The sequence below is a fragment of the Devosia sp. YR412 genome, from assembly GCF_900110945.1.
Taxonomy (GTDB): Bacteria; Pseudomonadota; Alphaproteobacteria; order Rhizobiales; family Devosiaceae; genus Devosia.
The window spans coordinates 187187-211294 of the sequence record NZ_FOFL01000004.1; the positions used below are offsets into that span (position 1 = coordinate 187187).

Annotated in this window: 19 protein-coding genes; 9 read left to right on the forward strand and 10 right to left on the reverse strand. The window is 63.4% G+C overall.

Translation table 11 applies throughout. The annotated features are described in order from the left end of the window. Position 1: 1 nt before the first annotated feature. The 6 genes from BM045_RS14615 to BM045_RS14640 are packed head-to-tail and all read left to right on the forward strand — an operon-like array spanning position 2 to position 7800. A complete protein-coding gene (locus BM045_RS14615; protein ID WP_092184510.1) occupies positions 2-1183 on the forward strand; it encodes a pyridoxal phosphate-dependent aminotransferase in 1182 nt (393 codons plus the stop codon). Continuing rightward, entirely contained in the window at positions 1180-2607 is a 1428-nt protein-coding gene (locus tag BM045_RS14620) for a glycoside hydrolase family protein (protein ID WP_092184512.1), read from the forward strand. The genes BM045_RS14615 and BM045_RS14620 overlap by 4 nt, the downstream gene beginning before the upstream one ends. After that, positions 2604-4013, forward strand: coding sequence for a dihydroorotase (locus tag BM045_RS14625; protein ID WP_092184514.1), 1410 nt, complete (start codon positions 2604-2606; stop codon positions 4011-4013). The genes BM045_RS14620 and BM045_RS14625 overlap by 4 nt, the downstream gene beginning before the upstream one ends. 29 nt (positions 4014-4042) lie before the next feature. Continuing rightward, a complete protein-coding gene (locus tag BM045_RS14630) occupies positions 4043-5071 on the forward strand; it encodes an ABC transporter ATP-binding protein (RefSeq protein ID WP_092184516.1) in 1029 nt (342 codons plus the stop codon). Next, entirely contained in the window at positions 5068-6087 is a 1020-nt protein-coding gene (locus BM045_RS14635) for an ABC transporter ATP-binding protein (RefSeq protein ID WP_280139474.1), read from the forward strand. Before BM045_RS14630 ends, BM045_RS14635 begins: the two co-directional genes overlap by 4 nt. Positions 6088-6123: 36 nt before the next feature. Beyond that, positions 6124-7800 (forward strand): M14 family metallopeptidase, encoded by a 1677-nt coding sequence (locus tag BM045_RS14640; RefSeq protein WP_092184520.1) that lies wholly within the window; start codon positions 6124-6126, stop codon positions 7798-7800. Between the two features lie 92 nt (positions 7801-7892). On the opposite strand, the gene BM045_RS14645 is transcribed toward BM045_RS14640, so the two are convergent. The 5 genes from BM045_RS14645 to BM045_RS14665 form a co-directional block, all read right to left on the reverse strand. Then, positions 7893-9140 (reverse strand): amidohydrolase family protein, encoded by a 1248-nt coding sequence (locus BM045_RS14645; protein WP_092184522.1) that lies wholly within the window; start codon positions 9138-9140, stop codon positions 7893-7895. After that, complete coding sequence (locus BM045_RS14650; RefSeq protein ID WP_092184524.1) at positions 9137-10405, reverse strand: metal-dependent hydrolase family protein; 1269 nt, start codon at positions 10403-10405, stop codon at positions 9137-9139. The genes BM045_RS14645 and BM045_RS14650 overlap by 4 nt, the downstream gene beginning before the upstream one ends. After that, positions 10402-11133, reverse strand: coding sequence for an SDR family NAD(P)-dependent oxidoreductase (locus tag BM045_RS14655; RefSeq protein WP_092184525.1), 732 nt, complete (start codon positions 11131-11133; stop codon positions 10402-10404). The genes BM045_RS14650 and BM045_RS14655 overlap by 4 nt, the downstream gene beginning before the upstream one ends. Continuing rightward, on the reverse strand, positions 11130-11879 hold the full coding sequence (locus tag BM045_RS14660) for an SDR family NAD(P)-dependent oxidoreductase (RefSeq protein ID WP_139198808.1): 750 nt from the start codon (positions 11877-11879) through the stop codon (positions 11130-11132). The genes BM045_RS14655 and BM045_RS14660 overlap by 4 nt, the downstream gene beginning before the upstream one ends. A gap of 122 nt (positions 11880-12001) precedes the next feature. Next, entirely contained in the window at positions 12002-13600 is a 1599-nt protein-coding gene (locus tag BM045_RS14665; protein WP_092184529.1) for a GMC family oxidoreductase, read from the reverse strand. 28 nt (positions 13601-13628) lie between these two features. Between BM045_RS14665 and BM045_RS14670 the strand changes: the two genes are divergently transcribed. Genes BM045_RS14670 through BM045_RS14680 form a run of 3 tightly spaced genes read left to right on the forward strand, consistent with a single transcriptional unit; the run spans position 13629 to position 15588 of the window. Further along, entirely contained in the window at positions 13629-14051 is a 423-nt protein-coding gene (locus tag BM045_RS14670; RefSeq protein WP_139198809.1) for a hypothetical protein, read from the forward strand. 2 nt (positions 14052-14053) lie between these two features. After that, complete coding sequence (locus BM045_RS14675; RefSeq protein WP_092184533.1) at positions 14054-14452, forward strand: RidA family protein; 399 nt, start codon at positions 14054-14056, stop codon at positions 14450-14452. After that, the gene (locus BM045_RS14680) at positions 14452-15588 is read left to right on the forward strand and encodes a DegT/DnrJ/EryC1/StrS family aminotransferase (RefSeq protein WP_092184535.1); all 1137 of its coding nucleotides are present in this window, start codon (positions 14452-14454) and stop codon (positions 15586-15588) included. Before BM045_RS14675 ends, BM045_RS14680 begins: the two co-directional genes overlap by 1 nt. Positions 15589-15623: 35 nt before the next feature. On the opposite strand, the gene BM045_RS14685 is transcribed toward BM045_RS14680, so the two are convergent. The 5 genes from BM045_RS14685 to BM045_RS14705 form a co-directional block, all read right to left on the reverse strand. Continuing rightward, positions 15624-17333: a hydantoinase B/oxoprolinase family protein gene (locus BM045_RS14685; RefSeq protein ID WP_092184537.1), complete on the reverse strand. Its 1710-nt coding sequence runs from the start codon at positions 17331-17333 to the stop codon at positions 15624-15626. Further along, positions 17330-19375, reverse strand: a complete 2046-nt coding sequence (locus BM045_RS14690) for a hydantoinase/oxoprolinase family protein (RefSeq protein WP_092184539.1) — start codon at positions 19373-19375, stop codon at positions 17330-17332. The genes BM045_RS14685 and BM045_RS14690 overlap by 4 nt, the downstream gene beginning before the upstream one ends. A gap of 44 nt (positions 19376-19419) precedes the next feature. Beyond that, on the reverse strand, positions 19420-21702 hold the full coding sequence (locus tag BM045_RS14695) for a penicillin acylase family protein (protein ID WP_092184541.1): 2283 nt from the start codon (positions 21700-21702) through the stop codon (positions 19420-19422). A 16-nt stretch (positions 21703-21718) separates the two neighbouring features. Beyond that, the gene (locus tag BM045_RS14700) at positions 21719-22945 is read right to left on the reverse strand and encodes a metal-dependent hydrolase family protein (RefSeq protein ID WP_170848524.1); all 1227 of its coding nucleotides are present in this window, start codon (positions 22943-22945) and stop codon (positions 21719-21721) included. 189 nt (positions 22946-23134) lie between these two features. After that, a complete protein-coding gene (locus BM045_RS14705; protein WP_092184545.1) occupies positions 23135-23845 on the reverse strand; it encodes a GntR family transcriptional regulator in 711 nt (236 codons plus the stop codon). Positions 23846-24108: the final 263 nt, after the last annotated feature.

A 24108-nucleotide genomic window follows, 5' to 3' on the forward strand; every position in this document is an offset into this window, starting at 1 on the left:
TATGAGCGTAATTGCAGACAAACTGACCAGCCGCATCGTCGAGGAAGACGGCTCTTTCCGCAGCAAAATGCTGGCCATTGCCGCCACCCTGCCCAGCGTCATTGCCATGGGCCGCGGCGATCCGGATTTCCATACGCCCGCCCATATCACCGAAGCCGCCAAGAAGGCCATCGACGAGAACCAGCATCACTATACCGGCCCGACCGGCCTGCCCCAGTTGCGCCAGGCCATCGCCGCCGACCTCAAGGCCGAATATGGCCTCGACTACGGCGCCGATGACATTGTCGTCACGGCCGGTGTGCAGGAATCCATCACGCTCATCATGCTGTCGCTGATTGCTCCGGGCGATGAGGTGCTGATCACCTCGCCGCGCTTCATGACCTATGACACCGCCGTCGGCCTGGCCGGCGGCACGCCGATCCCGGTCCCGACCTATGAAAAGGACGATTTTGCTCTCGATATCAACGAGATCGAACAGCGCATCACGCCCAAGACCAAGATGTTCGTCTTGGTCTCGCCCAACAACCCAACCGGCGCCGTGACCCCGCCCGATGTCATCCGCAAGATCGCCGATCTGGCCATCAAGCACGACATCCTCATCGTTTCCGACGAGATCTACGCCAAGATCATCTATGAGGGGAACGAGCACCTCTCCATCGCCACCATTCCGGGGATGAAGGAGCGGACCATCACGCTCAATGGCTTCTCCAAGACCTATGCGATGACCGGCTGGCGCGTAGGCTATCTCGCCGCGCCAGCCGACTTCGTCACTAAGGTCACCGAAGTCCGTCACACGCTCTCGATCAATACCTGCACCGTCTCGCAATTTGCCGCTTTGGCTGCCGTAACCGGCCCCAAGGAACCGATCCAGGCGATGATCAACGACTATGCCGCGCGCCGCGCTTACCTGCTACCGGCGCTCAAGGACATGGGCCTCACCTTCGGCAATCCCGGCGGCGCCTTCTACGTCTATATCAACGTCTCGGGCACCGGCATGACCACGCCCGACTTCTGCGAAAAACTGCTGCGCGAGACCGGCGTCATGCTGTTCCCCGGCACCATGTTCGGCGACCACGATCCCTCCTACATCCGCATGTCCTTCCTGCAGCCGATCGACAAGATCAAGGACGCCGTCGAGCGCATGAAGGGCTTCATGGCCAAGCACGGAAAGGCCGCGGCATGACCGGCAAGCCTAACCCAGCCGAAAAATTCGTCGGCATCCAGGTCAGCCCGATCAGCTTCCTCGACGAGGGCGTCGATGTGGTGCTCGATACGCTCAAGGACCGCGTCGGCGTTAACGTTTTGATGCTCGGCACCGTGTCTTGGCTCGGCCTCAAGACCGGCCGCTCCATCTCGCACAAGCTCGATGGCTGGCCCGACCACGGCATTCCCGAACCCTTCGCCATGAAGGGCGGCGCGTATTTCGAGCCCGACCCGCGCTTCTATTCCGGCACCTTCATCAAGAATTTCCGCGCCCAGGACCCAGAGTTCGAGGGCAAGGACATCCTCGATATGGTGATCCAGCCCGCCCACGACCGCGGCATGAAGGTGTTCATCGAATTGATGGAGCCATTCTTCAAATATACCGGCCACGGCTCGACCAATACCGTCGATATCCCCAACCTCGCCCAGGCCATGGAAGTCGACATCTTCGGCCGCCTCGGCTCCGATCCCTCAACCAGCCATCCCGATTATCGCAACTGGATCCTCTCCATGGTCGAGGATCAGGTGCGCAATTACGACATCGATGGCGTCATGTGGTGCAATGAGCGCAACAGCCCGCTCGATACTCTGATTCAGGGTGGCGCCCCCGGCGATTTCTCGACCCATGCCCGCAAGGAAGCGATAGAACGCGGCATCGATGTGGAAGCCTGCCGCCGTGCGCTCATCAACCTCTATGAGTTCATGCAGGACGCCAAGAACGGCAAGGAATTTGCCGATGGCGCCTTCATCACCTTCATCCGCATACTGCTGGCTAATCCGGAAGCTCTGATCTGGGAGCGGTTCTGGCTCGAGCGCAACAAGGACCTCGATCGCGAGCTCTATGGCCTAGTCAAGTGGTGCAAGCCGGGCATGAGCTTTGGGCTCAATGTCTGGAACCGCAACCATTTCAACATCTTCCGCCGTGCCCAGTGGCCGTGGGAAGAGCAGACCATGTATGCCGACTGGGTCAAGCCGATCACCTATCAGCATCAGGCCGGCGAAGTCTTCACCAAGGAATTCGGCTTCTTCCAGAAGACCATCCTGCGCGATTTCAATCCGGATGAGGCAGCCGCCGTCCTCTACAAGATCCTCGGCCTCAAGGAAGCCCCGTTTGGCGAGGTCATCGCGGCCGGCATGGACCCGGATACCTATGTCCATGGCCAATGCGCCGATGCCGTAAAGGGCGTCGCAGGCAAGGCCAAGGTCTTCATGGGCCTGGGCGTCGATGCCCCGCGCACAAAGGCGGAAACCGCCAAGATGACCCCCGACATCGCCTATCGCTCGGTGATGGCGACTTATTGCGCCGGCGGAGATGGGGTGGTCCTCGCCCCCAATTACGCCAGCATGCATTTGATCAACCTGGATGGCGTTGCCCAGGCCCTGACAGAACTGGGACTGAAATGACAGCCAGCTATGACAGTGTCATCCGGGGCGCCAAGGTCCTGACGCCCGAGGGCCTGCTGGACCTCGACGTCGGTATTGCCGGTGGACGGATTGCCGCCCTCCTGCCCCGCGGCGAGGGCAATGCCACCATCACCATCGATGGCAGCGGACAGCACCTGCTGCCCGGCGCCATCGATATTCACTTCCACGTCCGCGCCCCGGCCTTTCCCGAGCGCGGCACGGTGGAAAGCGAAACCCGCGCCGCCGCTGCAGGCGGTGTGACGACGCTGTTCGAAATGCCGATCTCAAAGCCCTGCTGCAACTCGGCCGAGAGGGTGGAAATCCGCCGGGCGCATTTCGCGGAACACGCCTTCATCAACTTCGGCCTTTATGCGGCACCGGGCGATCTGACCGATACCAGCGTCGAGGCCATGCGGGCCGCCGGCATTGTCGCCTTCAAGATCTTTACCACCGTGGCTCCCGAAGGCCGGGACGACGAGTTCTTCGGCCTCTCCTTCCCCGATGAGGGCGATCAGCTGCGCGCTCTCAAGGCCGCGGCCAAGACGGGCCTGCCGATCGTGGTGCATGCCGAAAGCGCGCAGATCATCGCTGCCGGTGAAGCAGATCTCGTCGGCCGCGACCTGGCGGATGCCGATACCCATCTCGATGCGCGCCCCGCAATGGCAGAGGCTGTGGCCGTGGCCAAGCTCCTGACCATGAACATCGCCGCCCGGGCCAAGCTGCACATTGCCCATGTGACCAGCGCGCTGACCGTCGACGTGCTGCGCCGCTTTGCCGGCACCTCGGATTTTTCGGCCGAGACCTGTCCGCATTACCTGTTCCGCACCCATGACGACGTGCGCAAGGCCGGGGTCTTTGCCAAGATCAATCCGCCGGTCCGCAACCAGTCCGACCAGGATGCGCTGTGGCAGGCCATTGCGGATGGCATCATCACCCATGTCACCACCGATCACGCGGCCTTCTCCTTTGCCGACAAGCAGGCGAGCATTGCCAATTGGCTCAATGCCCCGCCCGGCACACCCGGCTCTGAGATCTTGCTGCCGTCCATGCTTGATGCCGTCGCGCAGGGCAAGGTGACGCTGGAACAGGCAATGGCCTTGCTCAGCGGCAATGCTGCTGATCGTTTTTCGCTGGCCGGCAAGGGCCGGATCGCGGTCGGCGCCGATGCCGACCTGGTGCTGGTGGACATGGCCGGCACCACCGAAATCACGCCGCAGACCCTCTTCACTCATGCCCGCGATGTTGCCCAACTTTACTATGGCGCGCGGTTTGCATGTCGGGTGACGCAGACGCTTGTCGCGGGCCGCACCGTCTTTGACGGCGGCATCGTCGGCGAGGCCGGCTGGGGCCGCTACACCAGCCCCTCAACCACGACCAGGGCGGCGTCTGCTGCCATGCGGGCCTGATCCATGACCCTAACCCCGGAGCGCCAAGGATGACAGAGATAGCCGATCCAGCTGCCCCCTTGCTTGAGGTCGATGACCTGCAGACCAGTTTTGTCGTCGGTGAAGGCCAGGATGTCCGAGCCGTCGACGGCGTCAGCTTTGCCGTGCGGCCGGGTGAAACCATTGCCATCGTCGGCGAGAGCGGCTCGGGCAAGTCGGTGACGAGCCTTTCGATCATGCGGCTCCTGCCCAAAAAGGTCGGCCGCATTTCGCGCGGCACCATCAAGCTGCGCGGCAGGAACATCGTTGATATCCCGGAAAACGAGATGCGCGCCATCCGGGGCAACGACATCGGCATGATCTTCCAGGAGCCGATGACCAGCCTCAATCCGGTGCATACCATCGGCACCCAGATCGCCGAAGTCGTGATGCAGCACGAGAAGGTCAACAAGACCAAGGCGCATGAGCGCGCCGTGGAGATGCTCGAGCTGGTCGGCATTCCCGAACCGCGCCGCCGCGCCAATAACTACCCGCATGAAATGTCGGGCGGCATGCGCCAGCGCGCCATGATCGCCATGGCCCTTTCCTGCGAACCCAGCGTGCTGATCGCCGATGAGCCGACCACCGCGCTCGATGTCACCATTCAGGCGCAGATCCTTGATCTCATGCGAGGGCTGCAGAAAAAGCTCGGCATGGCCATCGTCTTCATCACCCATGATCTGGGTGTGGTGGCAGAAATGGCCGACCGCGTGGTGGTGATGTATGCCGGCCAGGTGGTCGAGACCGGCACGGTGCAGGAGATCTTCACCAAGCCACTGATGCCCTACACATCGGGCCTGATGCAGTCGATCCCGCGCATGGGCAAGTCCGAGACAAAGGTCCGCCTCCAGACCATCCCGGGCTATGTCCCCCTCCTCACCAAGCTGCCCAGCGGCTGCCGTTTCCGCACCCGTTGCAGCTTCGCCACCGAAGCCTGCGCCGCCCAAGAACCGCCACTCGAAGTGCTCGACAGCGGGCGCAGCGTGCGCTGCATCCGCTGGCGCGAACTCGACCTCCTGACCGTGAAGGCAACAGCATGATCATGTCCTCCGATCCGAAAGTCGCCGAGCAGCCGGCCAAGGGCCGCGACCAGCTGCTGCATGTGGCCAACCTCAAGAAATATTTTCCCATCCGGGGCGGCGTGCTCAACCGCGTGGTCAATCACGTCAAAGCCGTCAATGATGTGACCTTCGACATCGCCCGCGGCGAAGTGGTGGGCCTCGTCGGGGAATCCGGCTCCGGCAAGACCACGGTCGGCCGCACCATCCTGCGCCTCGAACAGGCCACCGAGGGCTCCATCGACTTCGACGGCGCCGATATCAACCGCCTCAACAAGCCGCAGATGCGCCGCTATCGCAAGCGCATGCAGATCGTCTTCCAGGACCCCTATGCCAGCCTCAACCCGCGCGAAAAGATCCGCACGGTACTGGGTCATGCGCTGGCGCTGCACAATATCGGCACGCCCTCCGACCGCGACGACCGCATCGTTGCCCTCCTGGAGCAGGTCGGCCTGTCGTCCGACTACATCAACCGCTTCCCGCACGAATTCTCCGGCGGGCAGCGCCAGCGTATCGGCATCGCTCGCGCTCTGGCCGTCGAGCCGGAGTTCATCGTCGCCGACGAGCCGGTGTCGGCGCTCGACGTGTCGATCCAGGCGCAGGTGATCAACCTGATGGACGATCTGCGCGAAAAGTTCAGCCTCACTATGCTGTTCATCGCCCACGACTTGGCGGTGGTGGAGCACATCAGCGACCGCGTCATCGTCATGTATCTGGGCAAGATCATGGAAATCGCGCCGACGCGCGCGCTCTACCGGGTACCGAACCATCCCTATACGCAGGCGCTGCTCTCGGCCGTGCCCAATCCCGACATCACCGAACGCAAGGAACGCGTCATCCTCAAGGGCGACATTCCGAGCCCGATCAATCCGCCATCCGGATGCGTCTTCCGTACCCGCTGCCCTATCGCCATCGCCGACTGCGCCAGCATCGTGCCGCCGCTCAAGCAGGTAGCGCCGGACCATTACAGCGCCTGTATCCGCACCGCGGGCGTCTAGCCCATCTGCCGAACTGCATTACCAAGGACCCTGGTCATGACTGCCCTCGACGTCAAATTCGACCGTTACTACACCTATGCTGAAATGACCGATCGCCTGCGCCAGCTGGTCGATGCCTATCCCGAGCTGGCCACCATGACCTCGATGACCAAGTCCTTCGAGGGGCGAGACGTCTGGGTCATCGAGATCAACAATCCCAAGACCGGCGCTGCGCTGGACAAGCCGGGCTATTACATCGATGGCCAAATCCACGCCGAGGAACATGCCACCAGCGCCGTCGCGCTCTATGCGGTGTTTCACCTACTGACCCAATATGGCAAGGACGAGGAGGTCACCCGGCTCGTCGATAGCCAGGCCTTCTACATCATCCCCCGCATCAATCCCGATGGCGCCGAACTGTCGCTGGTGGCGCCCTATTACAACTGGTGCGGCAATGGCCGTTTCCAGCCCGGCTTTGATCGCATAGAGGGCCTGATCCCCGAAGACATCGACAATGACGGCTTCATCGTCTGGATGCGCGTGCCCGACAGCAAGGGCGAGTGGAAAAAGAGCGCCACCAATCCCGACATCATGGTGCAGCGCAAGCCGGGCGAGGATGGCGGCCAGTATTACCGCATGTATCCCGAGGGCACCGTCCGTAATTACGACGGCGTCGACGTCAAGGTCGAAAAGCCCTTCGACGGCAACATGAACCGCAACTTCCCGACCAACTGGTCACCCCAGGAATATGGCGCGGGCGAACATCCCATGTCCGAGCCCGAAGCCGCCGCCATGGCACGCTTTATCCTCGACCATCCCAATATCTGCGGCATGTGCGCCTATCACACCCATGGCGGCATCATCCTGCGCCCGTCGATGACCAAGCCGGACAGCGCCATGAGCGCGCCCGACATCAATCTCTACAAGGAGATCGGCAAGGTCGGCACCGAGATCACCGGCTATCCGACCGTCTCGATCTACGAGGAGTTCACGCCCGACAAATCCAAGGTCCGCCGCGGCGGGTTGATGGACTGGACCTATGAGGAAATGGGCATCATTTCCTTCGGCACCGAGCTCTGGGATCTGGAACGCACCGCCGGCGTGCCCAAGGAAGGCTTCTACAACCTCTATCCGCGCAATGAGGAAGTCCAGCAACTGGTCTATGACTACGTAAAGCTGCATATGGCCGAAAAGGGCTGGCGCGACTGGAAGCCCTATGACCACCCCCAGCTCGGCAAGATCGAGATCGGCGGCATGGTCAATATCTGGACCTATCGCAATCCGCCCGGCTTCCTGCTCGAGGACATGTGCCACAAGAACGTGCTGTTCAACCTCAAGCATGCCGCTGCCGCGCCGCTGGTCCGCGTCGACGACGTCAAGCTGACCCCGATCAGCGACGGCGTCTACAAGGTGCGCGCCGAAGTGGGCAACCACGGCTACCTGCCGACCAACCTGTCCAATGTCGCCGTGGTCAACAAGGTGGCCAAGCCGGTGCTGGTCTCCATCGCCATCGCTGGCGGCGAAGTGTTGATGAACCCGGTCACCGCCGAACTCGGCAATCTGGCCGGCCGCAATGAGCGGCTCTATCCGTGGTCGCCCTGGGGCCAGCAATGGTCGGCAACGACCAGGGCCGCGGAATGGCTGGTCAAGGCTCCGTCGGGCGCCGCGATCACCGTCACGAGCAAATCCGAAAAAGGCGGCACCCATACGGTCAGCGTGCCGCTGCCACATTAAGCCCACTCTCCTGACCTGGCCCCAAACAGAATAGTTTGGGGCCCTTTTTATTGCGGTCCGGATAAAAAGGCCCCGGAAACCGGGGCCTTTTGTCATGCAGCCAGTTGCAGGCGTTTCGAAATCGGCCTGCCGCCCTTGAACACCGACAGCCGCGCCTTGTCGCGCAGGATGGAAATGTCGGCCGTGGGATCACCGGACACGAGGATCAGGTCGGCCAGCTTGCCGGCCAGCAGGCGTCCGGCGTCGATCTGCATCAGGTCGGCACCCACCGCGGTGGCGCAATGGATCGCCTCGATCGTGCTGTAGCCCCCCTGCACCAGCAGTTCGATCTCACGGCCATTGCCCTTGCCGTGGTCGAGGAAGAAGCCCGCATCCGAGCCTGAGGCAACCTTGACCCCGAGGCGCTTGGCGCGGGTCAGCCGCTCCCACTTGGCTTCTTCGGAGTCTGCTGCCCATTTGAGGCTGCGCGCCGATGTGCCGGGCTGTTCGAGGATATAGGCCGAGGACGCCTCGTTGACCGCCAGCGTGGGCACCAGATAGGTGCCATGCTTGGCCATATATTCGAGCGTCATATCGTCGATCCAGTGCGCATGCTCGACCGTGTCGCAACCCGCCCGGATCGCCGCCGTCAGCGGCGGGCCACCCGAGGTATGGGCACCCACCATGGCGCCCTGCTCATGCGCCTCGTCGCAGGCTGCGGTGATTTCCTCGACGGTCATCTCGAAGCGAAAATAGCGATTGTCGCGGCGCGAGCCCACGCAGGGATTGAGCTTGATGAAATCGGCGCCGCGCTTGAGCTGTTCGCGCACCCCGGCGCGAAAGCCTACCGGCCCCTCGCAATTGGCATTCATGTCGCGAAACATCATGTGATCGCCAAAGCCCGGCTGGTCCATGTGGCCACCGGTGACCGTCAGGCCCAGGCCGCAGGCCTTGATGCGCGGTCCCTCGATCTGGCCGGCATTGATGGCATTGCGCAAGTCGATGATCGTGCCACCCGGCGCATGCATGTCGCGCACCGATGTAAAGCCATATTCCAGCGTCTCGCGGGCATAGCGCGCCGCCCGCAGGGCCATGGCCGGATAATGCGTCATCGTCGTCTCGACGCGAAACGCATCGAGGTCGACCGCCCCACTATAGGCCAGATGCACATGGGTATCGATCAGCCCGGGGATGATCGTCGTGCCCGGGGCCGTATCGATCACTTCCGCGCCCTCGGGCACGCCAATGTCTGCGGCCCGGCCAACCGCCTTGATGCGATCCTCGTCGATCAGGATTGCCGCACTTTCAATGGCGGCCGCGCCCGTACCATCAACCAGTCTGTCGGCTCGGATCAGTTTCATGCGGCCACCTCGCCGGGAAAGGAAGAAATCAGCTCGCCCGCTTCGGCCACCTTGAAACCGTCCTTGTATACGGTGAGGCGGCTTACATCGCCGAGCACGGAAATGTCGGCCAGCGGATCGCCGGCCACCACCAGCATGTCGGCCACGCGTCCCTCGGCCAGCAGGCCGGCATTGAGGGTCATCAACTCGGCATTGACCCGCGTGGCGCAGACGATGGCTTCCATTTCGGTGTAGCCACCCTGGACCAGCAGGGCCAGTTCGCGCCAGTTCATGCTGCCATGCGGCACCATGAAGCCGGCATCGGTGCCCGAGCCGACCTTGATGCCCGCCTTGCGGGCCTTTTCCAGCGACACCCACTTGGCCTCGCGCGAGGCATGGGCCCAGTCGGACAGGGTCTTGCCGGGCGGCAGCTCCACTTCGAAGTTGCGCTCATTGACCAGAAGGGTCGGCACCAGATAGGTGCCGCGCTCGGCCATCAGGTCGATGCATTCGTCGTCGATCCAATGGGCATGCTCGACGCAGTCGACACCATTGGCCACCGTGGCAGTCAGCGGTGGCCCGCCGGATGTGTGCGAAGCCACGTAAAGCCCCTGGGCATGCGCCTCGTCGCAGGCCGCGCGGATTTCCGCCGGGTTCATCTCGGGCCGCCAGTAGACGCCCTTCACCTTGCGCGAGCCGACCGCCGTATTGAGCTTGATGAAATCGGCGCCGCGACGCGCCTCAATGCGGACGCCCTTGAGAAATTCGTCTGGACCGTCGCAGGCATGTGCGAAATTGTCGAAGCTGACATGATCGGCATAGCCCGGTGGATCCATATGCCCACCGGTGACCGTCAGCCCGCGCCCGCAGGCGCTGAGCCGCGGCCCGACCAAGTCACCGCGGTCGATCGCATCGCGCAGGTCGATGGCAATGCCCCCCGGCGCATGCATGTCGCGCAGCCCGGTAAAGCCATGCACCAGCGACGCCTGGGCATGAGCCGCCGCCCGCAGCGCCATGGCGGGATAGGAGACGTCCATCTTCTCGGCGCGGAGGACCTTGGGATCGCCCGAGCCGCCATGAGCGAGGTGCACATGGCTGTCGATCAGGCCGGGCATCAGGGTCGATCCCGAAGCCAGGGCAATGACATTGGTGCCATCAGGACGGCCGATATCGGCCTGCCGGCCAGTGGCAATTACCTTGCCTTTCTCGACCAGAACCGCACCCTGCTCCACGGACGGACTGCCGCTGCCGTCGATGACCTTGTCGGCCAGGAAAAGCTGTTTCATGCGGTTTTTCCTTGCAGTTCGAGCACCATGTCCCAGGCGCGAATTCGCTGATCGTTGATGCCGGAGGCGTCCTGCAGGGCCAGGTGGACGAAGGCGGGCGCCAGCTCCATCGGATCCTTCCAGATCTTGCGCACTTCGGCCGAATAGGTCGTCTCGCTCATCGGCGTATGCATCGGATGGCCGGGCGTGATGGTGTTGACCGAGACGTTGAACGGCGTGAATTCCTTGGACAGCGACCGCGACAGGCCCTCCAGCCCGAATTTGGAGGCGCAATAGACCGACTCCTCGAAACCGCCGACAATCCCGGCATTGGAGGAGACGTTGATGATGGCCCCTGCTCGGCGCGCCTTCATGCCGGCCGCAACGGCGCGGGTGCAGAGGAACGGTCCGCGCAGGTTGACGCCGAGCAGCCAGTCCCAATCCTCGACCGTCACCTCTTCGACCGGATGGTAGAAAATGATGCCGGCATTATTGACCAGCACGTCGATATGGCCGGCTTCCGCTTGGATCGCGGCGAAGACCGTCTCCACATCCTTGGCGTCCGTCAGGTCGAGCCGCATGGTGCGGATATCGCCGGGCTCGGAGGTGAGCGTTGCCAGTTCGTCGCCCAGCATGTCGAGCGCATATACCGTCGCGCCCTCCATGGCATAGAGGCGCGAAACGGCGCGACCCAAGCCGCGGGCTGCACCGGTAACAACCGTAATCTTGCCTGCAAGTTGTCCGCTCATGTCGCGATCCTTCCGCCGTCGATGACAAGACCAATACCGGTGACGAAGGACGACTGCGCCGAGGCGAGAAACAGCACCGCCTCGCCGATTTCGGTGCCGGTGCCCATCCGGCCCAACGGAGTGATCGAGCGCCACTTCTGTTCCATCGCATCGGGATCTGCGGCCTTGGCCTTGTTGCGCTGGTTCATGCCGGTGTCGATGACGCCCGGATTGATCGCATTGCAGCGGATGTTGCGTGCCGCATATTCGATGGCGATGACGCGGGTCATCGACATGATGCCACCCTTTGACGCCGCATAGCTCAGGTTGCCGCCGACATTGGCGAAAGCGCTGACCGAGGAATTGTTGACGATGGTGCCGCCGCCATTGCGCAGCAGCGCGGGAATGGCGTGCTTGCAACCGAAGAACGTGCCCTTGAGATTGATGTCGATGACGCGCTCGAACAGCTCTTCGCTGATCTCGTCCGACGCCGTCACCGGCTGTTCGATCCCGGCATTGTTGAAGATCGTGTCGAGCTTGCCGTAGCTCTGCTCGGCTTTGGCAACCAGCGCCGCCACATCCGCCTCGACCGCCACGTCGGTGCGCTGAAATACGGCCTTGCCGCCTGCCGCCGCGATTTCGGCGAGAAGCGATGCGCCGCCATCAATATCGACATCGCCGACCACCACCGACGCGCCTTCCCTGGCGAACAGCAGCGCCGTATCCCGCCCCATGCCGCCCGCTCCACCGGTCACGATCGCGACCATGCCATTCAATCTCAAGGCAAATGTCCTCTTTGGCGCGATCCAAAGTGATCGGCTTCAGCAGGATAGTCTACTGTATGCTTGTATTACAAACTCAAAATTGTCAGAGTGGCTTTGCGGTACGCTCAGGCGTGCCGCGTGGCCACGATATGGTCGGCCGTGCGCAGCGCCAGGGCCTGTGCCGTAGCCGTAGGGTTGATCGCCGCCGAGGTGACAAAAACGCTGGCATCGGCGAGGAAGAGGTTGGGAACGTCGTGACAGCGGCCAAAGGCATCAACCACGGAACTTTGCGCATCATCGCCCATGCGCGCCGTGCCCATGATGTGAAACCCGGCTTCCGAGCGCAGCGGCGTGCGATAGATCTCCCGTGCCCCTGCCCCACGCAGCACCTCTTCCGCCCGCGCCATGCCGAAATCCAGAATTTTCCGGGAATTCTCCGACAGCGCATAGGTCATTTTCGGTGCCGGCAGCCCATCGGCATCCTCGAGCACGCCCGACAGGGTAATCCGGTTGTCCGGATCGGCCAGATCCTCGGCGCAGACGGTGAAACCGCAGGTGTGATCGAAGCGCCGCTCGAAGGCCCGATGGTGCTCTGCCCCCCAAGGCAGCATGTCGCCATAGACCGCGCCTTTGGCCAGAGCCAGCGGCCCGGGACCGCCGGTCAGCTGCAGCTTGAGCCCGCGCTTGAAACCGTGCTCGGCCCGCGTGGCATAAAATTCGAACGACACGAGACCCGCTTTCTCGCCGCTGACCCAGGCGCCCACCGGCTCGTCAAAGCGCGCATCGACCCGGGCATAGGGATGCAGCATCAGGTTGCGCCCGACGAGACCCGACCGGTTGGCCAGGCCATCTGGAAACATTTCCGATGCCGAGAGCAGCAGCAGGCGTGGCGTCCCCATGCCATTGCCGCTGATGACGAAGCGCGATCCGCTGATGCGGAAGTCACCTTCCGCATCGCGGCAGATGGCGGCCGTGATCATGCCTTGCGCATCGTGATCGAGCCTCAGCACCCGCGTCCCGATGACAAAGCGCGCGCCGGCGGCAATGGCCTCGCGGGCAAAGGCGCGGTCGGCGCCGGAGCGAATGCGGCTGGGGCAGCCGAGGTCACAGGGGCCGATATGGGTGCAATGGCTGGTTTCCGGCGCGTCGCCATCGCGGCCGACCACCAGGTCGACCGGCCACCAGTGCCAGCCCAGCTTATCGAACACTTCCGCGACACGTCGGCCATGCGCGCCGATGGTCGGCAGGGTCAGCGCATGTTCGCCATGTGGCGCTGCCGAAGGGTCGCCCGGATAGGTGGCCACGCCCCAGCGGTCCTCGTTGAGTGCATAGTATTCGGCCAGATCGTCATAGTTGACCGGCCAGTCGTCACCGACGCCGTCGAGCGTCTTGATGCGCAAATCCTCTGGCCGGAACCGCGGCACATGCGCCGACCAATAGACCGAGCTGCCGCCGACCCCATTGCCGATCATCGGCTTGATCGGCGTATCCACGTCATCGACCGGATAATCATGGGCGCCGCGGCGGATATTGGGATTGGAATGCAGCACGCTGCCGCGCCGCGCTTCCCAGTCGGCCGCATCGCGGTGGATGCCGTCGTAGTCGAACCAGCCACCGCGATCGATGCAGATGACGTCCACGCCCTGACTGGCCAGACGCCAGGCAACGGCAGCGCCCGTCGGCCCCGCACCAATAACAACAACCTCGGCATTCAAATCGCGCATGACAAATCTCGTGCAGACTGGAAATCACATGACCGACATACGTGAGCAATTTCGCAATATCAACATCAGCAATATCAAATATCTGCATTCCGAACTGATCCCTGAATGCACTAATAGTTCTGACTATAATATCTTCATTAATGGCTACATTTCTAATCTCAAGCAGTCATTTGCTGAGGCCAATCTTGAGATGATCGACCAATTGCTGGTTCAGCTCGCCGCAACGCCCGTCTCAGGCCGCCGTAAGTGCATCAAAGCCTTCGAGCAGGCCCAGCCCGCTCTGTTCAAACGGCTCTACGGGGACCTCCTCACCTACTTCTACAGCACCAAGGAAACCGCCGAGCGCGTGCGCCAGCTCGCAGACAGCGGCCCACGCGAGGCATCGCCGCATTTCGACCCGTCGCTGCTTGACGCAGTGATTGCCAACCAATCCGGAAAAAGGAGGCTCTAGCCATGAGCACCGGCATTACCCTGACCAGCCCGCCCGACGTCTTCCCGGCGGCCAATTACGAGCATGTCTCCATCGCCGGCGACTTCGCCTATGTGGCTGGCCAGGTTGCCCGCGACGAAAATGGCCAATGGGTCGGCATCGGCGATGCCGGGGCGCAGGCGGCGCAGGTCTATCGCAACATCGGCCGCATCCTGGCCCATATCGGCGCCACGCCGCAGGACGTGGTCAAGATCATGGTGTTTCTCACCGACCGCGCCGACTCGCCCGCCATCAGTGCCGAGCGCAAGAAGTTCTTCGGCGACCACCGGCCGCCCCATAGCGGCATCATCATTGGCGGCCTCGGCTCGCCCGAGGTGAAGGTCGAAGTCGAAGTAATCGTCTACCTGCCCAAGGCGCGGTGATGGCTGTCCGCTTTCACAACCATCAGCGCCTCTATCAGCGCCGCAAGCCCGAGATCGACGCCGCCATCGCCCGGGTCATCGCCAGTGGACGCTTCGATTGGGGCGATGAAGTCCCGGCCTTCGAAGCCGAATTTGCCGCCTGGAACGGCGCCAGTCACGCCGTCGGCGTCAATTCGGGCTCCGCAGCGCTCAAGGTGGCCCTGCTGGCCCTTGGCATTGGTCCAGGTGACGAGGTGATCACCGTCGGCAATACCGACATCGCCTCCTCCTCGGCCATCCACAATACCGGCGCCCGCCCGGTCTGGGTCGATACCGACGCCGAGAGCAAGACCATGGCGCTGGACGGCCTCGTCGCTGCGATCACGCCTAAGACGCGCGCCATCCTGCCCGTCGATCTCTATGGCCACCCGGCCGACATGGTCGCCATTGTGGCCATCGCCCGCCAGCACAACCTCGTCGTCGTCGAAGATGCTTGCCTGGCGCTTGGAGCGAGGATCAACGGCCAGAAGATCGGCAGCTTTGCCGACATCACCTGCTTCAGCTTCGCGCCCTCAAAGCATCTGGGCAGTTTTGGCAGCGGCGGCGCGGCTTTGACCGAAAGCGCCGAGCTGGCCGAAACAATGCGCAAGCTTTCGGCCTATGGCCAGGATCGGTCGCGCCACTATGCCATGCATGGTCCCGGCGGCATGGGCGGGCTGCATCACGAGACCCATGGCCTCAACGAGCGGCTCGACGAAATGCAGGCGGCCATCCTGCGCGCCAAGCTGCCCGACCTGGCCGCCATGCTGGCCGACCGTCGCGCCCAGGCCGACCGCTACGACAATGGTCTGTCCGGCCTCGGCATCGATTTGCCGGGCACAATGCCCGGCTATCAGCACGCCTGGCGCAACTATGTCATCGAGGCCGAGGATCGCGACGGCCTCGCCGCACGGCTCGCCGAGCGCGGCATCGCCACCAATCTGACCTATGCCCCGCCCATGCATCTGCAGCCGGTCTTCGCCGATTACAATCTGGGACCCGGAACCCTGCCGGCCACCGAGCACTCAGCCAGACGCTTGCTCGGACTGCCGATCGGGCCGCAGCTCACCTTGGATGAGATCGACGAGGTCATCGCCGCAGTCCGGACCGTCGCATAAAATGGCCGCTGGCTGATCCAGCCAGCGGCTTGCCATCAGGCCAGTTTCAGCGCCGCATCGACGCGGTCGCCGCCATAGTCACGCTCGGCGGCAGCCCGGCTGATCTTTTCCTCGCGCAGGTCGGCAGCAATGTCGACCAGTGCCCGCTCCGCCGGATCCCCATAGCCACCACCGCCCAGCGTCTCGACGCGGATGATCTCGCCCGCCATCAGCGTCAGGCCGGAGGCCTTGGAATGCAGCGCCTCCTCGCCATAAGTGTGAGGATTGCGCAGGATGCGGGTGACATTGGAGCTCTTGCCGCCAAACACCCCGAGCGCCGGAATGATATGGGCGTCCGAGCGCGCCGAGAAGGTCGTATTGTCCTCGCGCACGCGGATTTGCCGGGCTATGCCCATGCCGCCGCGATGCTTGCCGGCGCCACCAGAATCCGGCACCAGGCAATATTCCTCCAGCAGCAGCGGATATTCTAGCTCCAGTGCCTCGGCCGGCAGGTTGGTGGAATTGACCGTGTGCACATGCACCGCATCCATGCCGTCGCGATCGCCGAACGCCCCGGCCCCGCCGCCCATGCTTTCGGGATAGACATAGGTCGCCTGGCGGCCGGCATGCCAGCCCGAGATCGACACGGCCGAGGTCGAGTCATTGCACGATGCCATGACGCGCTCGGCCGGCATGGCCTGATACAGCGCCCCGAACACCGCGCCACACAGCCGGTTGGAGGTCACCGCGCGCCCCGCCACGGCAGCCGGCGCTGTCGGATTGACGATCGTACCCGGTGGAGCGGTGATCTTGATCGGGTCGATAATGCCCTGGTTGGGCATCAGGCCCGGATCGAGCACCGCCTTGACGCAATAATAGATCGAGGCCTTCAGCGCACTGTCCGGCAGGTTGATGGCCCCACGCGCCTGCGGCCCGGAACCGGCGAAGTCAAAGGCGATCTCCTCGCCGGCAATCGTCACCGTGCAGACGATCGGCACCGGAATGCCGGGGAAACCATCGTCGTCCATCGCCCGCTCGAAACGGTAGACGCCATCGGGCAGCGCCGCCACGCGATTCTTGAGCCGCCGGCGGGTATAGGTGAGAATATCCTCGATGGCCTGCTTCACCGCGGGCCAGCCCATCCGCTCGATGAGCTGCACTAGCATGGCGCCGCCGCGCACATTGGTGCCGACCTGGGTGCGCAGGTCGAGCAGGCGCTCCTCCGGGTCGCGGGTATTGTGGGCGATGAGTTCGAGAAGATCCTCATCGATCACTCCGGCCCGCGCGATGCGGATGATCGGCAGGCGAATGCCCTCCTCGAAAATCGAGCGCGACGTGCCCGAGGTCGAGCCCGGCGTCTTGCCGCCGACATCGGCATGATGGGCGATATTGCCGGCAAAGAAGCGCACCTTGCCGTCCTGGTGCACCGGGGTGATGATCGAAATATCCGGCAAATGGCTGCCGCCCGCCAGATAGGGATCATTGGCAATGAAGGCGTCGCCCGGCGCCATGTCTTCGAGCTTGTAGCGCCCAAGCATGGCCTCCACCGCGCCGATCATTGCCCCCAGGTGGATCGGAATATGGTCGGCCTGGGTGATCAGCCGCCCCTTCTCGTCGAACAGCGCCGTCGAGCAGTCGCGGCGCTCCTTGATATTGGATGAGAAGGAAGAGCGGATGAGGATCGAGCCCATGTCCTCGGCAATGGCCAGCAGGCGGTTGGAAAACACCTCCATGGCGATGGGGTCGGCGATACGGTCCTGGGTCATGCTGCGGTCCTCACGATGAGATTGCCCCAGGCATCGACGCGACAGGTCTGGCCGGGCAGGACGAGCGTGGTGGCGCTCATTTCGTTGATGATGGCGGGGCCGGAGAAGTCCGTCTCGCTGGGCAGGTCGCCGCGCCAGTAGATCGGCGTTTCGACCCAGCCATGGTTCTTGTCCATGTAGACCGGCCGCGATCCCTTGCGGGCGCCGTCAAGCGATACGCCACCGGCCACCTTGGCCTGCGGCGCCTTGGGCACTTCGCCGATCGCCTGCAGCCGTGCCGAGACGAACTGGATGGCGCGATGGCGGATATCGTAGCCATATTCCTTGACATGGGCAGCGTGGAACCGCTCCTGCAGCTCGGCGAGATCGTCAGGCCCGATGCCGTCGCAATCGACCTTCACCTCGAAATTCTGGCCGCGATAGCGCGCGTCGAGCACGCGCTTGAACCGCCGGCGCTCGGCCGGCACGCCTTCCTTGTCGAGCCAGTCCTGGCCGTCCTGTTCCATGGTGGTGAAGAGGTCGAGCACCGTGGCCCAATTCTCCGCTGTGCAATCGGCGAAGTAGGAGCGGACATAGTCCGAGCTGAGATCGGTGAGCAGCATGCCGCGGGCGCAAAGCGTGCCCGGCTCGCGCGGGAGGAGAATCCGCGGCAATCCGCATTCGACTGCCACTTCGGCCGCATGCAACGGCCCCGCCCCGCCAAAGGCGCAGAGTGCGAACTCGCTCATGTCATAGCCTTTTTCCACCGACACGGAGCGAATGGCGCGGCTCATATTGGCATTGGCGATCTGGATGATGCCATGCGCCGCCTCTTCCATCGTCAACCCCAGCGGCGTGGCTATGGCGTCGGTGATGACCTTACGCGCCGCATCGAGGTTGATCTGCATCCGCCCGCCCAGCAGCGTATTGGCATCAAGCCGGCCAAGGCAGAGATTGGCATCGGTGATGGTTGGTTCTGTACCGCCCCGACCATAGGCTACTGGCCCCGGCGCCGCACCCGCTGACCGCGGCCCGACCTTCATCGAACCGGCGTCGTCGATCGCCGCGATCGAACCGCCACCCGCGCCGATGACGTGAATATCGAGCATCGGCGTCTTGACGGGATAGCCGGCCACCAGCCGCGCGCTGGTGAACAGTGGCGTTGCGTCATGGATCAGCGACACGTCGGTCGAGGTGCCGCCAACGTCGAAGGTGATGAGATTGGGTAAACCTGCCGTGCGCCCGATTTCGGCCGCGCCAACCACACCCGCGGCAGGACCGGACACGCAGGTGCGCACCGGATTGGCATAGACCGTGTCGATCGACATCAGCCCGCCATTGGAATGGATCGTATAGGGTTCCACCGGCACGCCGGCGCCTTTGACGCGGTCGCGGAACTGGCGGAGGTAATTGCCCATTTTCGGGCCGACGAAGGCATTCACCGCCACGGTCGACATGCGCTCGAACTCGCGGAATTCGGGCAGAATTTCCGAGGACAGCGTGACATAGGCATCGGGCATGACCGCGGCCACCACGGCCTTGGCGCGCTGTTCATGCTCGGGCCGGCGGTAGGAATGCAGGAAGCAAATAGCTACGCTTTCCACGCCCTGTGCCGCCAGCTTGCTGACGGCTTGCTGCAGGCTTGCTTCGTCCAGCTCGACAATAATCTCGCCATCCGGCCCGACGCGTTCGGCCACCTCGACGCGCCGATCGCGCGGGATCAGCACCGGCGGCTTTTCGACGCGATAGTCATAGATCGACGGCCGCGCCTGGCGGCCCAGTTCCAGCACATCACGAAAACCCTTGGTGGTGATCAGCCCGGTCCTGGCCCCGCGGCGCTCGATGACGATATTGGTCGCCACCGTGGTGCCATGACCGAGATAGACAACATCGGCTGCCGAAAAACTCAGTTCCTCGAGCATGGCCCGCAGGCCGTTCTCGATCGCCTCGGACGGGTCATGCGGGGTCGAGGGGGTCTTGAAGAAATGGATCTCTCCGCTCTCCTGCTCGAGCAGGGTAAAATCGGTGAACGTTCCGCCCACGTCGACGCCAATACGATACATGTCTAGCCAACCATCCTGATTGCGTGTGCTGTGCCGTTGCCGGCTCAGCGCTTTGGTTTGAGTGTAATGATCTGCCGGGTTGCGGCGTCCACCGCAGCGTCGGAAAACAGCAGCGGCACGAATTTCCCTTCGGCCCAGAGCAGGCCGTGATCGGCATAATGGGGTGAGCGCGGGTCGCCCGACTGGCCGGGGCCGTTGATCACCATGCTCTTGTCCCAGTCGCCGACATCCATCACCAGCCGCACCTGCGCGCCGACGGTCACCTGGAAGGTGTCGCCGCGATAATGCATGGCCATCGGCGTCGAGCCCGAGCCGCCGACCCCATATGGGCCGACATTGGCGGCCATGGTCGGGAACACGGCGGTGAGCGGGTGCTCGAAATGCGTATGATGCAACTGCCCCCAGGACCAGCTGGCGCTGTCCGGCCCCATCCGGGCCACGCAGTCGGCATGGGCCGCATGGAGCGTTTCGAGCATCAGCGTGTCGCGTTCGGCGACGGGCATGTCGGTTTCGAGCGCGCGCAGCAGGCTGGCCGCGTCACCCGCCTTGACCGCCAGCCGCACCGCAGCGTCCGGCACCAGCGTCCGCAGCAGCGCCGGGCGCAAATGCAGCGTCCACCAGACCTCGAACAGCGCCGCAGCGGCGCTTTCGGCACCGAGATGGTGATCCCAGCCCTGCAACAAGGCCGACGCCCTAGCAGGCAGCAGCGCGCACACCCGTTTGGCCGGAATGGAAAGATCGTCGGTCTGCAGCGCCATCGCGTCGGCAACAGAATGCGAACTCTGTTCCGAGAGCACAGCGCGGATGCGATTGGCGCGGGAGGGCTCGGACCATTCAAAGCCCAGGCCCAGCGTCTCGGCCCCTGATGGCAGGTTCATTTCATTGGCGCTGCTGACAAAGCCGCGGTTGGGATTGGTCTCGCCGGGCAGGACGGCAGCGGGGTGAAAGCCGGCCCATTCATGCGTGCCATCGCCTGGCGCGGGCAGCAGCCCATCCCAATTGGGCCGGACCGGCACCTTGCCCGCAACCTGCCAGGCCACCGTGCCCGAGACATCGGCATAGACATGGTTGGTACAGGGCACCGACCAATGCGACAGCGCCGTGCGGAAGTCGCCGACCGATGTCGTCCCGAGATAGCCAAGGCTGGCGAAATAGGCCGAACTGCCCGGCTCCAGCCAGACCGAACGCACGGCCGCGGCCCGGTTGCCCTCGCGCCAGATCACCGGACCATGGCGGGTATATTCGAGCCGCACCGGCATGGTGTAACCGCCCCGCACCGGGATCATCTCCTCGATGACGGTCAACGGCTCGCGGCCGACGCCATAGGCGTAGTCATTACCGCTCATCGCATAGAGATAGAGGTCTTCCTGGTCGAGCGGCGCCATGGTCAGGCCAAAGGCAGCACTCTCGTTGTGGCCCAGTGCGACACCCGGCATGGCCGGTTCGCCGGCGCCGATGACATCGAGCCCTGGCGCCTTGAGATGAACCACATAGCGCAGCGACGGCTGGGTGAAGCTGCGATGCGGATCGCTGGCGAGGATCGGGCGACTGGTCGCCGTGCGCGAGGGGGAAACCGCCCAATTGTTCGAGCCCTCGCCTTCGGCAGCCGAGACCACGCCGAGGTCGTCGACCAGCCGCCAGTTGCCGGCGTCTTCCGGACTGGCGGCAAGGCGGGCATCGGTGAGATAGAAAGGCACGGTGGCAAGGCGCAGCGTTTCGAGCACGCGGGCATTGATGCCGGCCAGGTCGAGCCCATCAGCTTTGGCCGGCGTCCTCGGCGGTTCAAGATTGCGCCGCAGCGCATCGGCGGCTGGTGCGCCAGCCTCGAGGATTTCGGCCCGCGCCACTTCGGAGCCGATATTGGCGACAAGGGCATGAGTGCGGATGCGCACCACGTCATCGGCGGCCCAAAGGGCCGGCTGGGTTCCAGTCACGCCAAATTCGGGCGGCGTCAGCTCCGGCTGCTCAGCCGTCAGCGCGATGAAGGCATTGATGCCGGCGACAAAGGCCTCCGTCACCTGCCTCGCATCGGCCACGCCATAGGAGGCCCATTCGGCATCCATGTCACCGCGATAGAGAAACAGCCGCGCCGCGCGATCCTGCTCGACAAAGCCCGGACCGAAATCGGCAGACAGCAGGCCGAGCCCGCGCTTGCGCCAGATGTCGAGCTGCCACAGCCGGTCTCTGGCGGCGTTGAAGCCTTGAACGAAGAACAGGTCGCGGCGGCCACCGGCACGGATATGGGCAATGCCCCATTGATCGACATGGATGCTGGCCGGGGCCTGCAGTCCGGAAAGGTCGTAGGTCTGGGCGTCAGGAAAGGTCATTGGGCCGCGCTGGTGGTCATTGCACGACAACGCCGCCCTTGAAGACGGTCAGCCGATCGATCTGGTGCAGAATGGAAATGTCGTCGAGCGGATTGCCGTCGACGATGACCAAGTCGGCATATTTGCCGGCCTGCAGGCGCCCGGCGTCGATTTCCATCATGTCGGCGCTCGACGAGGTTGCGGCGACGATGGCCTCCATCGGCGTGAAGCCGCCCTTGACCATCAGCATCAGTTCATAGGCGCCCCATTTGCCGTTCTCGAGCTGGAAGCCGCTATCGGTGCCGGTGCAGACGCGAATGCCGGCCTTGCGCACCAGCTCCAGCGTCTTCCATTTGGCGGCGCTCGACTCGCGATGCCAGCGCTTGTGCTTTTCGGCCATGTCGGGATTGGCCAGGGCGTAGCTGGCATGGACGTCATTGATAGTCAGCGTCGGCACAAAGGTCGTGTTGTGCTTGACCATCAGCTCGATCACCGGTTCGTCGATCCAGTGGCCATGCTCGATGGTGTCGACGCCATTGCGCACCGAGGCGGCAACGCCGTCGGGACCATAGGTATGGGCGGCGACATGCACGCCTTGTGCATGGGCTTCGTCGCAGGCGCCCTTGATCTCGTCATCGGTCATTTCCTGGCGCCAGAAGCGTGTCGGGCTGTTGTGATAGGACACCCAGGTGTTGAGCTTGATAAAATCGGCGCCACGCTTGAGCTGTTCGCGCACGCCCTGGCGGAACCCGTCAGCGCCGTTGCAAGGAGCCGTCATATTGGCAATGCTCACCTGGTCGGCCCAGCCGCCCTCGTCCATATGCCCACCGGTGACGCTGAGGCCCATGCCGCAGGCCTTGATGCGCGGCCCCACGACATAGCCGGCATCGATGGCCTTGCGCAGGTCGATGATGGTGCCGCCCGGCGCCGCCAGATCGCGCACCGAGGTAAAGCCGGAGCGCAGGGTCTGCTGCGCGTAATAGACCGCACGCAGCGCCATGTCGGCATAGGACATGCGGGCGATTTCCCACTTGTGCATGCCGGTCTCGTCGGCCGTGCCGGGCGATCGCAGATGCACATGGGCATCGAACATGCCGGGCATCAGCGTGCCATCCGTATCGGTGACCTCTGCGCCCTCGGGCACGCCGATATCAGCGGCGCGGCCGACCGCCAGGATCCGGTCGCTCTCGAACAGCAGCGCGCCATGCTCAATGCTGCCGCCGCTGCCATCGATCAGGGTTTTGGCACGGATTAGATGTTTCATCGATATGCCTGCAAGCTCGCCGATAAGGAGCGAACCGAGCCATACCGCCCATCCGCTAATTGTATACTGTACTACAATATACGCGGTTGCAAGGCGCCACGACACGCGGCGACGGATAGGATTGTCGCAGCTTTCGGGCAGCAAAAAGCCCGCCATTTGGCGGGCCTGACAGAGTGGGTAATGGATTTGCTAAATGCCGATCGCCAGCTTGCGGCGTTTTTTTCTTTCGATCAGCAGCATGTGATCCTCGAGCGCGCCATAGAGCTCATCGAGCTTGGTGGTCGAGCGGGCGACCTGCTCCTGGATCTGGGCGCGGAATTCCTCGTGCTGCTTGGGAATGGCATCGAGGTTTTCATCGCGATAGCGATCGAAGTTGAAGACGATCAGCACATGGCGGGCGATGGTGTCCCACAGCGTGCCGACCACGGGGTTGCGCGCGGCAACGCGGATAGCGCGGTGAAAGTCGAGGTCGGCAATCAGGGAGGCGCGGATATCGCCGGCGCGGGCGGAGGCCTTCATGTCGTCGATCGGGCGCTGTAGCGCGGCAATGTCCTCGACGCCGCTGCGCCAGTTTTCGATGGCATCGCGCAACAGGAAGGATTCGAGCGACAACCGCACTTCCATCACCTGCTGGGTGGTGCCGGGGTCAAAGGCCGAGACGCGATAGCCGCGGTGACCGCCGCCGTTCAGAATGCCTTGGGCATGCAGCACCTTCAGCGCCTCGCGGATCGGCACGCGGCTAACGCCGAGCTTTTCCACCAGCGCAGTCTCGACAATCCGCTCGCCCGGCATGATGATTCGTGTCGAGATCGCCTCGGCTATGGTGTCGGCGACGCTTTCGGACAACGAGATGCGCTTGGGCTGCGGCAGCTCAAATAGGCCATGGCTGACAATGCTCAAATCAGGTTCTCCGCAGACAACATTGTGCCAAATCTTAGTGCATCCAGCGGATTTAATAAGCTCGCCGACACTGCATTACCCAGAAACCATCTATCATCGCCCTCCCGGAACGACAACTGAAACGATAATTATGCAGCCGGTCCTTGGCTGCTTTGACGGCCGCGCTTGCCAAGCGACGCATCTAAGACCAATCTCGGCTTCGCAGAAAACAGGCGGGCCGTCTGACATCGTCAACAGTTGGGCACTGGCCATGGGAGACTTCA

Bases quoted from the DNA above. Each gene is read 5' to 3' on its own strand.
- BM045_RS14675 (WP_092184533.1), top strand. From the start codon at position 14,054: ATGAGCACCGGCATTACCCTGACCAGCCCGCCCGACGTCTTCCCGGCG.
- BM045_RS14615 (WP_092184510.1), top strand. From the start codon at position 2: ATGAGCGTAATTGCAGACAAACTGACCAGCCGCATCGTCGAGGAAGAC.
- BM045_RS14650 (WP_092184524.1), bottom strand. From the start codon at position 10,405: ATGAAACAGCTTTTCCTGGCCGACAAGGTCATCGACGGCAGCGGCAGT.
- BM045_RS14700 (WP_170848524.1), bottom strand. From the start codon at position 22,945: ATGAAACATCTAATCCGTGCCAAAACCCTGATCGATGGCAGCGGCGGC.
- BM045_RS14645 (WP_092184522.1), bottom strand. From the start codon at position 9,140: ATGAAACTGATCCGAGCCGACAGACTGGTTGATGGTACGGGCGCGGCC.
- BM045_RS14670 (WP_139198809.1), top strand. From the start codon at position 13,629: ATGACCGACATACGTGAGCAATTTCGCAATATCAACATCAGCAATATC.
- BM045_RS14690 (WP_092184539.1), bottom strand. From the start codon at position 19,375: ATGTATCGTATTGGCGTCGACGTGGGCGGAACGTTCACCGATTTTACC.
- BM045_RS14660 (WP_139198808.1), bottom strand. From the start codon at position 11,879: ATGGTCGCGATCGTGACCGGTGGAGCGGGCGGCATGGGGCGGGATACG.
- BM045_RS14620 (WP_092184512.1), top strand. From the start codon at position 1,180: ATGACCGGCAAGCCTAACCCAGCCGAAAAATTCGTCGGCATCCAGGTC.
- BM045_RS14655 (WP_092184525.1), bottom strand. From the start codon at position 11,133: ATGAGCGGACAACTTGCAGGCAAGATTACGGTTGTTACCGGTGCAGCC.
- BM045_RS14680 (WP_092184535.1), top strand. From the start codon at position 14,452: ATGGCTGTCCGCTTTCACAACCATCAGCGCCTCTATCAGCGCCGCAAG.
- BM045_RS14665 (WP_092184529.1), bottom strand. From the start codon at position 13,600: ATGCGCGATTTGAATGCCGAGGTTGTTGTTATTGGTGCGGGGCCGACG.
- BM045_RS14635 (WP_280139474.1), top strand. From the start codon at position 5,068: ATGATCATGTCCTCCGATCCGAAAGTCGCCGAGCAGCCGGCCAAGGGC.
- BM045_RS14630 (WP_092184516.1), top strand. From the start codon at position 4,043: ATGACAGAGATAGCCGATCCAGCTGCCCCCTTGCTTGAGGTCGATGAC.
- BM045_RS14625 (WP_092184514.1), top strand. From the start codon at position 2,604: ATGACAGCCAGCTATGACAGTGTCATCCGGGGCGCCAAGGTCCTGACG.
- BM045_RS14685 (WP_092184537.1), bottom strand. From the start codon at position 17,333: ATGACCCAGGACCGTATCGCCGACCCCATCGCCATGGAGGTGTTTTCC.
- BM045_RS14640 (WP_092184520.1), top strand. From the start codon at position 6,124: ATGACTGCCCTCGACGTCAAATTCGACCGTTACTACACCTATGCTGAA.
- BM045_RS14695 (WP_092184541.1), bottom strand. From the start codon at position 21,702: ATGACCTTTCCTGACGCCCAGACCTACGACCTTTCCGGACTGCAGGCC.